The organism is Termitidicoccus mucosus, from assembly GCF_038725785.1.
Taxonomy (GTDB): Bacteria; Verrucomicrobiota; Verrucomicrobiia; order Opitutales; family Opitutaceae; genus Termitidicoccus; species Termitidicoccus mucosus.
Genome location: NZ_CP109796.1, coordinates 2,827,020 through 2,842,013, shown reverse-complemented (window position 1 = coordinate 2,842,013; position 14,994 = coordinate 2,827,020). Strand labels below are relative to the sequence as shown.

8 protein-coding genes are annotated in these 14,994 nt (G+C 62.6%); all 8 read left to right on the top strand.

Annotated elements, in window-relative coordinates:
• Nucleotides 1-209 precede the first annotated feature (209 nt).
• On the top strand, nucleotides 210-2,429 hold the full coding sequence (locus OH491_RS09925; protein ID WP_068771554.1) for an FAD-dependent oxidoreductase: 2,220 nt from the start codon (nucleotides 210-212) through the stop codon (nucleotides 2,427-2,429).
• Nucleotides 2,430-2,518: 89 nt separating this feature from the next.
• A complete protein-coding gene (locus tag OH491_RS09920; RefSeq protein ID WP_084442399.1) occupies nucleotides 2,519-4,810 on the top strand; it encodes a GH92 family glycosyl hydrolase in 2,292 nt (763 codons plus the stop codon).
• Nucleotides 4,811-4,922: 112 nt separating this feature from the next.
• The gene (locus OH491_RS09915) at nucleotides 4,923-7,199 is read left to right on the top strand and encodes a TonB-dependent siderophore receptor (protein ID WP_068771555.1); all 2,277 of its coding nucleotides are present in this window, start codon (nucleotides 4,923-4,925) and stop codon (nucleotides 7,197-7,199) included.
• 38 nt (nucleotides 7,200-7,237) lie between these two features.
• Complete coding sequence (locus OH491_RS09910) at nucleotides 7,238-7,948, top strand: SGNH/GDSL hydrolase family protein (protein ID WP_084442400.1); 711 nt, start codon at nucleotides 7,238-7,240, stop codon at nucleotides 7,946-7,948.
• Between the two features lie 76 nt (nucleotides 7,949-8,024).
• On the top strand, nucleotides 8,025-9,293 hold the full coding sequence (locus OH491_RS09905; protein ID WP_084442401.1) for an ABC transporter ATP-binding protein: 1,269 nt from the start codon (nucleotides 8,025-8,027) through the stop codon (nucleotides 9,291-9,293).
• A gap of 102 nt (nucleotides 9,294-9,395) precedes the next feature.
• On the top strand, nucleotides 9,396-11,699 hold the full coding sequence (locus OH491_RS09900; RefSeq protein ID WP_068771556.1) for a TonB-dependent siderophore receptor: 2,304 nt from the start codon (nucleotides 9,396-9,398) through the stop codon (nucleotides 11,697-11,699).
• 197 nt (nucleotides 11,700-11,896) lie between these two features.
• Nucleotides 11,897-13,315, top strand: coding sequence for a Gfo/Idh/MocA family oxidoreductase (locus tag OH491_RS09895; RefSeq protein ID WP_068771557.1), 1,419 nt, complete (start codon nucleotides 11,897-11,899; stop codon nucleotides 13,313-13,315).
• 132 nt (nucleotides 13,316-13,447) lie between these two features.
• The gene (locus OH491_RS09890) at nucleotides 13,448-14,959 is read left to right on the top strand and encodes a family 16 glycoside hydrolase (RefSeq protein ID WP_068771558.1); all 1,512 of its coding nucleotides are present in this window, start codon (nucleotides 13,448-13,450) and stop codon (nucleotides 14,957-14,959) included.
• Nucleotides 14,960-14,994 lie beyond the last annotated feature (35 nt).

Here is a 14,994-nt window from a genome sequence, read left to right as displayed (position 1 = left end):
CAGAGGGCACGGAGGCCCGCAAGACTTCGCTTTTTCCCCGCACCCGAAACTCCTTTCAAAATAAAAACAAAAACCATCCGCCAAGCCTGCAAAGCCATAAATACCAACCCGGCCTCCGTGGCCTCTGTGTCCGAGCTCCGTGACCTCTGTGTCAAAAAAACGCCTCCCTTCGCATCCTTCGCGGTTAAAAAAACTCCTAAAACTTTCACATGAAAAAACTCCGCCTCCTCTCCCTCTTCGCCCTTCCCGCCATGACCATCGTTGCTCCCGGCTCCGCCAGCGCCGCGGCACAGCCCGCGCCGGCGGAAAAACGCTGCGACATCGCCGTCTTCGGCGCGACACCCGCCGGCATCATGGCTGCCGTCTCCGCCGCCCGCTCCGGCGAGAAAGTCATCCTGCTCGAACCCAGCTACCTCGTCGGCGGCATGATGTCCGGCGGCCTCACCAAGACCGACATCGGGCGCCGCGAAACCGTCGGCGGCCTTTCCTTCGAGTTTTTCGCCCGCGTCAAGAAATACTACGCCGAAACCTACGGTCCCGACTCTGCCCAGGTGAAGGAATGCAAAAACGGCCTCTTCTTCGAGCCCTCCGTCGCCGACCGCATTTTCTCCGACATGCTCCGCGAGGCCGGCGTCACCGTGCTGCGCAAGGAGCGCCTCGCGCCCCTTGCCACCGTCACGGAAAATAACCGTATCCGTTCCATAACTACAAAACACTACGAGACCGGCGCGGAGACGACCGTGCGCGCCCGCGTGTTCATCGACGCCACCTACGAGGGCGACCTCATGGCCTCGGCCCATGTCCCCTACCGCGTGGGCCGCGAGGCCCGCGTCGAATACAACGAATCCCTCGCCGGCCGCACCCACGCGCCCGCGCAGTATCGCGGCGCCGGCGACCACCGCGTGCAGTCCTACAACATCCGCTCCACCCTCACCAACCGCGACGACATCCGCGTGCCCGTTCCCAAGCCCCGCACCTACACGCCGGAACCGCACCGCCACTTCATCGACTACGTCAACAAGCACAACATCCGCACCTTCGAGGAACTCTTCCACGACGCGCCGCTCTGGGGCCCGGTCAACGGCAAGAGCGACCCCAACAAGGCCGATTATCCCGGCGCCAACTATGCCTACGCCGAGGCCGACTACGAGATGCGCGCCTTCATCGTCGGGCGCGTCCGCGACTACTGGGCGAGCATGTGGTGGATGCTGCAAAACGACCCCGCGCTCCCCGACGAGTTCAAACAAAGCGCGCGCAAGTGGGGCCTGCCAAAAGACGAGTTTGTCGAGAGCGGAAACATCACCCCGCAAATCTACGTGCGCGAGGCCCGCCGCATGCTCGGCCGCCACCTGCTCACGCAAAACGACCTCGAGCGCGACCGCTGGAAACCCGACACCATCTGCATGGGCAGCTACAACATCGACTCGCATGACGTCTCCTTCGTGCAGACGCCGGGCGGCCTGACAAAGGAGGGCTTCCTCATCTCCGGCGTCGATGCCTACGAGATTCCCTACCGCAGCATCACGCCCATCGCGCCGGACAACCTCCTCGTCACCTGCGCCGTCTCCGCCACGCACATCGCCTACGGCAGCCTGCGCATGGAGCCGGTCTTCATGATGATCGGCCAGGCCGCCGGCTTCGCCGCGCGGATCGCGCGCCGCGAAGCCATCGCCGTGCAGGATGTATCCATTGAAAAACTACAAGTCGCGCTCGCCGGCGCCGGCATCCCGCTCAAGGCCCCGTTCCGCCCCGTCGTCGCCATCGTCGGCCCCGCCGGCGGCCGGGCGGTCGCCGGCGAGCCCGTGCAGTTCGCCGCACGCGGCGTCCACGTCCGGTCCCCGCTCAGCTATTACTGGAACTTCGACGGCTCCGGCGAAGTGCAGAGCACCGACCCCGCGCCCGTGTTCACCTTCACCACGCCGAAACGCTACACCGTCAGCCTCAAGGCCGTCGATGCCGACGGCACGCACTCGCTCGTCGAGCAGCAGACCGTCGTCATCGGCGAGGACGTCGAGCCCGACGCCAGCGTGACGGTCGAGGGCGCGAAGCTCACCGGGCGCTGGGATCGCGGCTTCTCGCGCACGATGGAGGGCCGGGGTCGCGTGAACCACCACGCGATGGACATCGACAGGAACCCGAAAACCGCGACCTTCGCCGCCACGCTTCCGCGCACCGGCCGCTACCGCGTGGCCTTCGCCTTCGAGCAGGGGCCGGATTGCGCGACCGCCGTGCCGGTGAAGATCACGCATGCCGGCGGCGCCGACACAGTGATCGTCAACGAGCGCGAACGCGGCACGCCCTTCGCCTTTCGCCCGCTCGGCGAATTCCGCTTCGAGGCCGGCAAACCCGCCGAGGTCTTCATCACCACCGAAGGCGTGAGCGGCCGCGTCACCATCGACGAGGTCCGCTGGCTGTGGATCGGGCCGTGAGATTTTCGATTTTGGATTCTCGATTTTCGATTGGGGCGCTCCCGCGCCGAAAACAATCAACCGCACGACAAATTTTTCGACCGCTTTTCATGTCCGCCAAGACAATCACTTCCCAACCACGCCAACCCGCCGCCCGCAACGGCGCGGGAGCGCCCCAATCGAAAATCGAGAATCCAAAATCGAGAATTCCGACTCCGGCATCCTTGCCGGAGTTGGTGGACACCCGCCAGGGCACCGATTCCTCCTTCGCGTTTTCCACCGGCAACACCATCCCGCTCACCACCATGCCGCACGGCATGATCGGCTGGGCGCCGCAGACCGACGAAGGCCGCTGGGTCTTCGACCGCCGCTCGCCGAAAATCCAGGGCTTCCGCGGCACGCACCAGCCCAGCCCGTGGATCGCCGACTACGGCCAGTTCCTCATCATGGTCGCCAGCGACGGAAACCCGCTCGATTCGCTCGCCGCCGCCGAATCCTATTACTCGCCCGCCGCCACCATCGCGCGCCCGCACTATTTCCGCACCACGCTCGAACGCCACGGCATCATCGCCGAGATGACGCCCACCGAGCGCGGCGCGAGTTTCCGTTTCACCTACACGCGCGGCGCAAACACCTGGATCGCCTTCAAGCCCGCGCAGGGCGAGGTGATGCGCGTTGACCGCGAGCGCCGCCTCGTCATCGGCGTCTCCACCGCGCACCAGGGCGGTGTGCCGGGAAATTTCCGCTGCCACTTCGTCGCCGAGATCGGCGCGCCCATCGTTGCCGCCGAGCGCTTCGAGGCCTCCACCACCGCGCCCGGCGCCGGCGCGATGGCCACCGGCATGTGGCTGCGCCTCAAGCGCCCCGCTGGCGGCGCGGTCACGGTCAAGGTCGCCACCTCGTTCATCAACTCCGACCAGGCGCTTCTCAACCTCCGCCGCGAACTCGGGCGCGACCGCTTCGACACCACGCTCGCCGCCGCCGCCGCCGCGTGGCAGAAGCGCCTCGGCGTCATCCGGATCGAGGGCGCGGGCGAGGACCGGCGCCGCACCTTCTACGGCTGCCTCTACCGCACGATGCTTTTCCCGCGCCAGTGGCACGAATACGACGCATCCGGAAAACGGATACACTTCAGCCCGTTCGACGGCCGCACCTACGACGGCCCCTTCTACACCGACTGCGGCTTCTGGGACGTTTACCGCACGCTCCTTCCCCTGCTCTCGCTCATCGCGCCCGACCTGCTCGGCGACATGATCGAGGGCTGGCTCAACGTTTACCGCGAGGGCCGCTGGCTCCCGAGCTGGGCCAGCCCCGGCTACCGCGAGTGCATGATCGGCTCGCACGGCTCCGCCGTCATCGCCGACGCGTGGCTGAAGGGCATCCGCAACTTCGATCCCGAGACCGCGCTCGCGGCCATGCTCAAGGACGCCACCACCGAGCCGCCCACACCGGCCTACGGCCGCACCGGCGTCACCATGTATCAGAAACTGGGATACGTTCCGTCCGACCACGCCTCGCACTCCGTCGCCCGCACCTGCGACTACGCGCACTGCGATTTCGCCATCGCGCAGTTCGCCCGCGCGCTCGGCCGCGACGCCGAGGCCGGGCGTCTTCTGGCGCGCGCCACCAGCTATCGCCGTCTCTACGACGCGAAAACCGGCTTCCTGCGCGGGCGCCTTGCCAACGGCAAATGGCGGACGCCGTTCTCCGAGTTTTCCTGGTCGAGCGACTACATCGAGGGCGGCCCGTGGCAGCACACCTGGGCCGTGCCTCACGACGCCGCCGGCCTGATCAAGCTCATGGGCGGCGACAAGAAATTCACGGCCCGGCTCGACCGCATGCTCGGGCAGCCGCCGCATTTCGAAACCGGCCATTACGGCTTCGAAATCCACGAGATGACCGAGATGGCCGCCGCCAATTTCGGCCAATACGCGCATTCCAATCAGCCGGTGCACCACGTGCTCTGGCTCTATACCGCCGCCGGCCGCCCCGACCGCACGCAGCACTGGGTGCGCCGTGTCGTGGACGAACTCTACACGCCCGAGCGTTTCCCCGGCGACGAGGACAACGGCGAAATGTCCGCGTGGTATGTCCTTTCCACCCTCGGCATTTTTCCGCTCACCGTCGGCCATCCCGCCTACGTGCTCGGCGCGCCGCGCTTCCCGCGCGTCACGATTGACCTCCCCGCCGGCCCGCTCGTCATCACCGCCGAAAACGCGTCCCCCGACGCGCCCTACGTTGCCGATGTGACCTTCAACGGCCGGCCTCATCGCTCGCTCGAAATCCCGCACGCCGTCCTCGCCGCCGGAGGCGAGCTGGCATTCGCCATGACGCCGGACGCAAAGCAAGCCGCCGCCCGCGGTAAACTCAAACGCCCATTCTCGCTCTCAACCCACATGTAACCAACCGCACATTCCCATCTTCTTCGTCCTCTCCGTCCTTCAGAAAACCAATCTGGAGGACGGATCACCGAGAACGGGAATAAAACAAACAACCTTCAGCCTTTTTAATATCATGCCCCGCACCCTCCCCATAAACACATTGCTCCGTCTCGTTCTTTCCTGCCTGCTTCCAGCCGCTCTCTCCTCATCCCTCGGCGCGCAAACCACCGCAAGCGCCACCGATCCATCCACCTTTCTCGACGAGTCCGGCGAGGAAGTAATCATCCTCGACGAGTTCAAAGTGGAATCCACCTCGTCGCGCGACACCTACATGACAAGCGATGTGGCGAGCGCTGCGCGTGTCGCCGCCAAGGCCACCGAGACCCCCTATTCCGTGCAGGTGATGACCTCGGAATTCATCAATGATTTCCAGCTCTTCGAAACCGCCGACCAGCTTCGCATGGTCAGCGGCGCGTTTGCCGGTGCCGAGGATACCGGGGCCAACAACGGGAAACGCATTCGCGGTTTCCAGCCCATGGTTTTGCGCGACGGTTTCTCCCGGGCCAATCCGCCGGACCGCAGCGTCGTCGACCGCGTTGAGATAATCCGCGGCCCCGTGTCAATGCTCTACGGCCAGTCCAGCCCGGGCGGCCTGATCAATTATATTTCCAAGCGTGCGAAAAAGAAACCCGCCTATTCCCTCTCGGCCACGTATGGCCCCGATTATGATTTCAAACGGGTCGCCCTCGATGCCACCGGGCCCATCGTGAGAAACAAACTTTTTTATTATCTCAATTACTCCTACAATTACAACGAAAGCGACACCGAGTATTTTTACAACGAGAAGAACCTCTATGCTGGCGGGCTCACTTGGAATATCGCCCCCACCACTCTCCTCACGATTTCCTGGGAAAGCCAGCGCATCAGCTCAAACCAAGCCGACACGATCCCCATGCTCAGAGTCGGCAACGTCTTTGTGGATACCTATTGGGATCTCGCTCATTTCAATCTCTTCGGCCCCCACTCAAAACTTCACCGCGATTTCGACAGCGCCAACATCCTCTTCGAGCATCGTTTTACCGGCAATCTCACCGCCCGGTTGAACCTTCAGTATTACGAAAAGACTTTTGACCAAAACAAAATCCGCCTCGGCCCCGGTAGCGGCAGCAATTCATTCGTCGAGGACACGCCGAGCAGGGGCCAGTTCACCCGTCTCAAACAAGACGAATATGCCTATCTCGCCCAAGCCGACGTGCTTTATAAACTCCAAACCGGCCCCGTGCGACACATGTTTCTTCTGGCGGGCGATTACTCCACCACTGATCATCGCCAGCTTTTTTCAGTGCAAAACGGCGCCGAGTTCGGTGGCGCCGGCAATGGTTTCGGCTTTTTCGAGGTCAACCCATGGAACCCGGTCTGGATAAAACCGCCCCCGCTTTCCGAGCTGAACAAAACATGGCAGGATACCGACCGGAATACCGACAACTACGGCGCGCTGCTCAGTTGGCGCATGTTCCTGTTCAGTGACCAGCTCGTGACACTCGCCGGTGTGCGTTATGATCGAGTCGACCAAGGACTGATGCTCTTCACGGATTATCAAAGCCCGGCCCGGAGCACCGATCGCAGCGGCACCACGGCGGACGACATCACCTATTCGCTTGGGTTCAATTGGAAGCTGTTCGGCGATGACCGGACGGTGTTTTATTTCAACCACAGCACGGGATTCGAGCCGACCGTCTTTGTTGACCGGGGCACAGGCCAGGTCATGCCCAACGAAACATCCTTTGGTTTCGAAACCGGCCTCAAAGGCTCCCTCTTCGCCGACCAACTCGGCTATACGCTTTCACTGTTCTCCGTCGAAAAACGCGACGCCAATATAGAAACAGGGCTCGCTGGTGCCGGCGCCAACGGAATCCCGGTTTATTATATCGGCAAGGAGGAGGCAAAAGGAGTCGAGCTCGACCTGCGCTGGAATGTCACCGATGCGTTTTTTATCCAAGCCGGCGGTGCATATGTCGATTCCAAGGTCACCGAACCTGAAAACAAACGCGATCGCCTCATCAAGGCACCGCGCACCAACGGCTACCTCGCCACCCGCTATGTCTTCCGGACGGGCTCGCTCAAGGGATTCAAGCTCGGCGCCAAAGCCACCTATACAGGCAGCTACCTCCATCATGCCGGCTCGGTGAACACCAACACCGGCGTTGTCACCCGTTTCCGCCAGGTCAATCCCAGTGTCGCCCTCTACGACGCCTTCGCAGGTTACAGCTTTGCCACCAAGTCGCCGACACGCCTGCGCCACAGTGTGACGCTCAACGTGTTGAACATATTCGACAAATATTACCTGCAAGACACCTACCGTCTGGCCCGCGGTCGGGAAGTACGCCTCACCTATACGCTGAGCTACTAAGAGCCACTAAACCATAGCCTTCTCTTTCCATAACCACCATGAAACACGCTGCGCGCTTCGCTCTTATCCTCGCACTCTTCACTCTTCATTCCTCGCTCTTCGCCACGAGCCAGTTGCTGACGAACCTCCGCGCCGGGAAAAAACAAACCGTCGTCACCTTCGGGACCAGCCTCACCAAGGGAAATCGCTGGTTCGCGCCGTTGCAGGAAATCCTCGACCGGGAGTTTCCCGGACAAGTCACGCACTTCAACGGCGCCGGCAGCGGCCGCAATTCCGCGTGGGGCCTGCAAGTCCTCGAAACCAACGTCCTCGCGCACAAACCCGACTGCGTCTTCATCGAGTTTGCCATCAACGACTGCGTCCCGCGCATGAAAATCTCCGCCGACCAGTCGCGTCAAAACATGACCACGATGATCGACCGCATCCGGCAGGCGCTGCCCGATTGCGAGATCATCCTCCAGATCACCAACCCCGTCGTCGGCAAGCCCAAAGGCGACAAAAGCGAGCGCGTTGACCAGCCCGCCTACGAGCAAATCTACCGCGACCTCGCCAAGGAGCGCGGCCTGCTCCTCATCGACAACGCGCCGTCCTGGCAGAAGCTCCTCGCCGAAAAAGGCGAGGCCGGCTTCCTCAAGCTCGTCCCCGACGGCGTGCACCCAAACAACGATGGATGGCGGCAAATCGTCCTCCCCAATATCCTGAAAACCCTCGGAATAAATGCGGAATTCGGAATGCGGATTTCGGAATGAAATCCAGCTGTTCCGACCACCAGCGAAAATCACGCGCATTTCCCCGCCCCGCATTCCGAATTCCGCATTCTTCCCCATGTCCGCCGTCACCCTTCGCAACCTCGTCAAACAATACCCGGGCGCCGCCGAGCCGGTCGTCCACGGCATCGACCTGGAGATTCGCGAAGGCGAGTTCATGGTGCTCGTCGGCCCGTCCGGCTGCGGAAAGTCCACCACGCTGCGCATGATCGCCGGACTCGAGGATATCACCGGCGGCGAAATCACCATTGGCGGCCGCGTGGTGAATCACGTCGCGCCCAAGGACCGCGACATCGCGATGGTTTTCCAGAACTACGCGCTCTATCCGCACATGAGCGTGTATGAAAACATGGCCTTCGGACTGAAGCTGCGGAAATTTTCCAAGGCCGAAATCGACACGCGCGTGCGCGAGGCCGCCGCCATGCTCGGCCTCGACGCCTACCTCGACCGCAAGCCCAAGGCGCTCTCCGGCGGCCAGCGCCAGCGCGTCGCCGTGGGCCGCGCCATCGTGCGCAAGCCGAGGGTGTTTCTCTTCGACGAGCCGCTCTCCAACCTCGACGCCAAGATGCGCGTCTCGATGCGCACCGAGATTTCGAAACTTCACGCCCGGCTCGGCGCGACGATGATCTACGTCACGCACGACCAGACCGAGGCCATGACCATGGGCGACCGCATCTGTGTGATGAAGGACGGACGCATCATGCAAGTCGCCGCCCCGCTCGAACTCTACAACCGCCCCGCCGACCTCTTCACCGCGGGCTTCATCGGCAGTCCGCCGATGAACTTCCTCCAAGGCCAACTCCGCCGCGAAGGCGACACTGTCTTTTTCGTGTCAGCCCTCCCTCCCGTAGGGCCTGACCTCGTGTCAGGCCGCGAGCACCTCGCCGCGTCCGTCCGCCCCCTCGCCAATCGCGGCGCGACACAAGGTCGCGCCCTACATCGTGGCACGGGTGTCCCGCCCGTCTCCACGCGCCCCGAATCCCACGGGCGAGTCGCCCGTGCCACGCAACCCCTGCAATTCGACCTCTCCGCTCCACTCGCCCGTCGCGCCGCCGTGCACGCCGGCAAACCCGCCATCCTCGGCATCCGCCCCGAGCATATTCACGAAGCGGCCAACGGCGCCCCCGTCCATCTCACCGCCACCGTCGAGGTCAGCGAACCCATGGGGGCGGAAACCTACCTCTACCTGCAAACTGCCGCCGGCCAGCTCATCGCCCGCACCGGTCCCGGCAGCGACTACGAATCCGGCCGCGAAGTTCCGCTCTCCCTCGATCTGGAGCACGCCCGCCTCTTCGACTCAGCGACGGGCATCATGCTTCCACCATAGCGCCCTGCCCGTCGCGCCCGGGCTTCCGCAATGAAGTCTGCTTTCCCCGCTCCACTTTCATCCCCCGGAAAAATTCACGTTATGACTCCCCACTCCCCAAGTATGCATACCCGCCTCCCCATCCCGACTGTCGCCACTCTGCTGCTCGCATTCGCGCCGGTCCTGCCGGCCCAGCAAACGCCGCCAGACAACGATGCCAGAACAGACGAGGAGGTCATCGTTCTCGAAGAGTTTCAGGTCAGGAGCACTACCGACAGCGACAACTACATCGCCACCGACACCATCGGCGTCCGCACCGCTGCACGGCTTACCGAGACGCCCTACTCCATCCAGTCGCTCACCTCCGAGTTTATCAACGACTTCATGCTCTACGAACTCGCCGACCAGCTCAACTTTGTCGCTGGAGGCTTCCCCGGCGCTTCAGACACCGGCGCCAATAACGGCAAGGCCATCCGCGGCTTCAACCCCGTGGTCCTGCGCGACGGTTTCTCCGAGGCCAGCCCGCCTCACAACTCGCTCATTGATCGCGTGGAAATTATCCGCGGCCCCGCCTCCGCCCTTTTCGGCCAGGCCGAGCCGGGCGGCATCGTCAACTATGTTTCCAAGCGCCCTGTCCGCCGTCCCAAATATCTGGTCAGGGGCTCCTATGCCCCCAATTACAATAGCCAGTCGCTCACCCTGACCGCCAGCGGTCCTCTGCTCCCCGGCAAGTTGTTTTACCTTTCCAACTTTTCCTACAATTACACGGAAAATCCGCTGGACTATTTCTACCGGCGGGGACGCGTCTTTGCCCTGGCCCTGACCTATTACCTCACTCCGCGCACACTCCTGACGCTCGCCTTGGAAAAACAACCGGAACATTCCAACCAAGGCGCCGCCGTCCTCCTTTACCAGCAAAGAATCGGCGGGACGAACTACCTTACCGGGCGGGCACCGGGGGGCTTGGAACACTTTAACGCGCAAGGTCCCTACAACCACCTCAAACGCGATTTCGAATGCGTCAACCTGCTCATCGAGCACCGGTTCAGCCCAAACCTCATCATCCGAGCCAACCTGCAAACTTACGACAAGCAATTCGACCAGGTAAACTATCGTCTGGACACAGCCTATATAAACGAGACCGCGCTCACCTATAATGTCGAACCCCGAGCCCAGGATCAGGACAGCGATGCCAAGCACGTCGGTTTCGACATGAACTGGCGGAAACAAATCGGCGGGGTCTGGCACTCCTTCCTGTTGGTTGGCGATTATCATCTAAGCAAGGTGGACGAGTCCATCTACGCCCAGCCCGGCGACCGCTCCCTCACCCGTATCAATCCCCATAATCCGATCTGGCTTCCGCTCGACCCGTATAATATCACCCAGGTATATCAACGCACCCGCCGGAAAACCGAGTCCTACGGCCTGCTCCTGAGCCACCGCGCCTTCTTTTTCCGCAACCGCTTGATCACAATGGCAAGCCTCCGCCACGACAAGGTCAGGCGCCCTTATTATAATTTTTATCAAAACGTCGGCGCCAGCCGCATCTACCCCCAGTCCGGCACGCAGGACGGAATCTATGCCCACTGGCAAAGCACCGGCGAACTCCCGGAGGGGATTCCCACAAGTGGCTTCTCGGTCGCGTCCCGCAAGACCCTCGACGAGAAAGACGAGGCCACCACCTTCTCGGTGGGCGCAAACCTGAAACTTTTCGGTGACGCCTTGGTGTTCTATGCCAACTACGGCACGGGTTTCACCATTTCCAACACCTACGACCAAGGCAACGGCAACTTCATGCCCAACATCACGAGTCGGGGTGTGGAGATCGGGTTCAAAGGCAGCTTTCTGGGCGACCGCTTTATATATACGTTATCAGCCTATAATATAAAAAAGAAAGGGGTGCCGGTCACCAACGACCTATGGAACAGCAGCATTGGCGCCAACCCGGACATACCTCAGTTTTTGGGCGACGGCATTGATCGCTCAAAAGGCTTCGACGGAGAAATAAAATGGAAGCCGTCCTCCGGCCTGACCCTCACCGTCGGCGGTGCCTACATGGAGCCCACGACCTACAGCCGCGCCATCACCCCCATGACCGACCGCATGATCAACATTCCACGTGTGAATGCCTACGCCACGACGGTCTACAATTTCAAGAACGGCGTGCTTAAGGGGCTCGGCCTGGGCGGGAGCATCACCCATCAGGGCGACCGGCTGGTGGGCCGGGTGTCGGGCAGCAGGCTCCGCATGGCCGAGCCCTCGACCATCCTCGCCGGTTGTTTCGCCAGTTACGCATGGAAAAAAGGCAAATGGCAAAATTCCCTGCGCCTCAACGTCACCAACCTGTTCGACAAGGAATACTGGTCATCCATCTCCTACCTCGCCAAGGGCCGCGAGGCGAGTCTCACCTACACCTTGTCCTATTGACCGATGCCACGTAAAATCTGTCACGGAATGTCGAAAAACGTCGGATAGCCAAAGTGGAGAATACCCGCACTGCTTTTCTCTTATGAATTAAAATTACCCTCTGATTGCCAAAACATTCTTTCCAATCGCCGGCATCCGGGCCAGCATTCCCGGCTTCCGCAAATCACTTTCCGCTGATTGGCCCCCTCTTTCTCCACATGAAAAAATCCGACACCCCTCCATCCTCCCTGCGTGACGCCGCCGCCTTCACCCGGCGGCGTTTTTTGCAGACCTCCACGCTGGCTGCTCTCGCCGCCACGCTCCCGCTCGGCCGCCTGCGCGCCGCCGACGCCCCCGCCGCGCGTTTCAAGAACCTCGTCACCTCCGGCCGCAAGCTGCGCATCGCCGCCATCGGCGTCGGCGGACGCGGCTCGGCGCACCTCGCGCATTGCGCGGCCGAGGAACTCGTCGCGATGTGCGACGTCGATTTCGACCGCGCCCGCAAGAGCTTCGCGCTCTACCCGCATGTGCCGCGCTATCGCGACTACCGGCAGATGTTCGACGAAATGGGCGACCGTATCGACGCCGTCGTCATCTCCACGCCCGACCACATGCACTTTCCGCCCGCACTCATGGCCATCGAGCGCGGCAAGCACGTTTATGTCGAAAAACCGATGACCCACACCATTGGCGAGGCCCGCATCCTGAAGGCCGCCGCCATCAAGCACGGCGTGGTCACGCAAATGGGCAACCAAGGGCACGCGGGCGAAGGCTGCCGCTTGATCAAGGAATGGATCGAGGCCGGCGTCATCGGCCCCGTCCGTGAGGTGCATTCCTGGACCAACCGCCCCGTCTGGCCGCAGGGCATCGAGTTTCCCGCGCCCGATCCGCGCGACAAGAAAACCGCCGGGCCCGTCCCCGGCACGCTCGACTGGAATCTCTGGCTCGGCGTCGCCCCCGAGCGCGAATACGACAAGCGCATCCTCCCCTTCAACTGGCGCGGACTCTGGGACTACGGTTGCGGCGCGCTCGGCGACATGGGTTGCCACATCATGGACGCCCCCTTCTACGCGCTCGACCTCCGCGGCCCCGTGCGCGTGAGCAGCGAAAGCGAGGGCGGCTCCGCCGTCGCCGCGCCGAAATGGTCCGTCATCACCTACGAGTTCCCCGCGCGCGGCGCGCTCCCGCCGGTCAAGTATGTCTGGTATGACGGCGACGAGAAGGACGGCGCCCGGAGGCCGCCCGTCCCCGAGGAGCTCGGCCCCGACGCCCAACTCTCAAAAGGCGGCTCCATTTACATCGGCGACAAGGGAAAACTCTACGATACCAGCGACTACGGCGGCGCGCCGCGCATCCTCCCCGCCGAGCGCGCGCAAGCCTTCACCCGTCCCCCGAAAACCCTCCCGCGCGTGCCCAAGAGCGACAACAAGCTCGAATGGATCAACGCCTGCAAAGGCAGCGGCATCGCACCCTGCTCCAACTTCGTCGATCACGCCTGCGACCTCACCGAGGTCGTCCTTCTCGGCAACCTCGCCCTGCGCGCCGGCCAGCCCATCCAGTGGAACCCGGCCACCGCCTCCTGCGACGGCAGGCCCGATCTCGACCGCTACATCAACAAGAACTACCGCCTGTTCTAACCACCCGATTCTTTCCTCTTCATTCTTTATCTTTCCTCTTTCTTCCCGCCCTCGCATGGCCAGCTCTTTCGCGAGGAAGAGAAAGAAGAAAGATAAAGAGGAAAGAGAAAGATAATATCCTCCTTCCTTCCCATGAAACACTTCCCCCGCCTCGCCGCGTTCCTTCTTTCGCTTCTCACGCTTCACCTTTCACTCTTCTCCGCCGACGACCCGGCGGCGGAGTCCCACCGCCTCAAGCTCGGCATGCAGGCGTGGACCTTCAAGGCCCCCCTCACCTTTGCCGAGGCCGTCGAACGCACCTCGGCCCTCGGCATCCGCTACATCCAAGCCTACCGCGGCCAGAAAATCGGCGGCGGCATCGAGGGCGAATTGCTCCCCGACATGGACGCCGCCACCCGCGAAAAAGTCCTCGCCCTGCTCAAAAAGCACAATGTCACCCTCGCCAGCTTCGGCGTTTACACGCCCAAGACCGACGAGGAGTGCCGCCAGCTCTTCGCCTTCGCCAAGGCCATGGGCCTGCGCGATCTCGCCATCGAACCCGGCATGGCCAAGTGGCCCGAGATTCTTCCCGTCATTGAAAAACTCGCCCGGGAAACCGGCGTCAAGGCCGGCATCCACAACCACCCGAATCCCAACCGCCCCTCCGAATACATGGCCAGCCTCAAGCCCTACGGCTCCGAAATCGGCCTCTTTGCCGACACCGGCCACTGGGCGCGCTCCGGCTGGGAGCCGGTCGCCGGGCTGCGCGAGGTCCGCGAACGTCTCGTCGGCGTGCATTTCAAGGACCTCACCGACTTCGTCCGCAAGGCCCACGATGTTCCGTGGGGCTCCGGCGCGGGCAACGCCGCCGGCCAGATCGCCGAGTTGCGCCGCCAGAAATTCGACGGCGTCGTTTATATCGAATACGAATACCGCACGCCCGCGCTGCCCGACGAGGTCGCGGCCAGCGTCGACTGGTTCAACCGCGCCAATGCGGCCCCGCTCGCCGATCTCGACGCCAACCGCGTGCCGCCGAAAGGCTTCACCCACGACGCCACCGCCGTCACCGCGACCAAGGCCCCCTCGGGCACGAAACCTTGGCAGGGCCCGAAACCGCTTTTTGCCCCCGATCTCGCCAACGCCGACTGCAAGCCCGGCTCCTGGGCTTGGGAAAACGGCGTGCTCACCGCCAAGGGCGGCGGCGACCTCTGGACCAAGGAAAGCTACGGCGACTTCTACCTGAGCCTCGAATTCCGCTGCGCCGAGAAAAGCAACAGCGGTGTGTTCCTGCGCTGCTCCGACACCAAAAACTGGCTCGATAACGCCATCGAGGTGCAAATCCTCCAAGGCGATGCCCCAAGCGAGCGCGAGCTTGTCGGGGCCATCTTCGACTGCCTGGCCCCCTCCCGTCAGGTCGAGATCGAACCCGGCAAATGGCATCAATACGTCATCTCCGCCCGCGGCTCGCGCATCACGGTCCTGCTCGACGGCGAGCAGCTCGTCAGCATGAACCTCGCCCAATGGAAGGAGCCCGGCAAGAACCCCGACGGCACGCCGAACAAGTTCAAGAAAGCCTACAAGGACATGGCGCCGAAAGGCCGCATCGGCCTGCAATACCACGGCGCCCCGATCGAGTTCCGGAATCTTTACATCGATCCGATTTAACCCAACTCATCTTTATTCTTTATCTTTATCTTTCC

Coding starts and splice junctions, on each gene's coding strand:
- OH491_RS09925 (WP_068771554.1), top strand. CDS start 210: ATGAAAAAACTCCGCCTCCTCTCCCTCTTCGCCCTTCCCGCCATGACC.
- OH491_RS09920 (WP_084442399.1), top strand. CDS start 2,519: ATGTCCGCCAAGACAATCACTTCCCAACCACGCCAACCCGCCGCCCGC.
- OH491_RS09915 (WP_068771555.1), top strand. CDS start 4,923: ATGCCCCGCACCCTCCCCATAAACACATTGCTCCGTCTCGTTCTTTCC.
- OH491_RS09910 (WP_084442400.1), top strand. CDS start 7,238: ATGAAACACGCTGCGCGCTTCGCTCTTATCCTCGCACTCTTCACTCTT.
- OH491_RS09905 (WP_084442401.1), top strand. CDS start 8,025: ATGTCCGCCGTCACCCTTCGCAACCTCGTCAAACAATACCCGGGCGCC.
- OH491_RS09900 (WP_068771556.1), top strand. CDS start 9,396: ATGCATACCCGCCTCCCCATCCCGACTGTCGCCACTCTGCTGCTCGCA.
- OH491_RS09895 (WP_068771557.1), top strand. CDS start 11,897: ATGAAAAAATCCGACACCCCTCCATCCTCCCTGCGTGACGCCGCCGCC.
- OH491_RS09890 (WP_068771558.1), top strand. CDS start 13,448: ATGAAACACTTCCCCCGCCTCGCCGCGTTCCTTCTTTCGCTTCTCACG.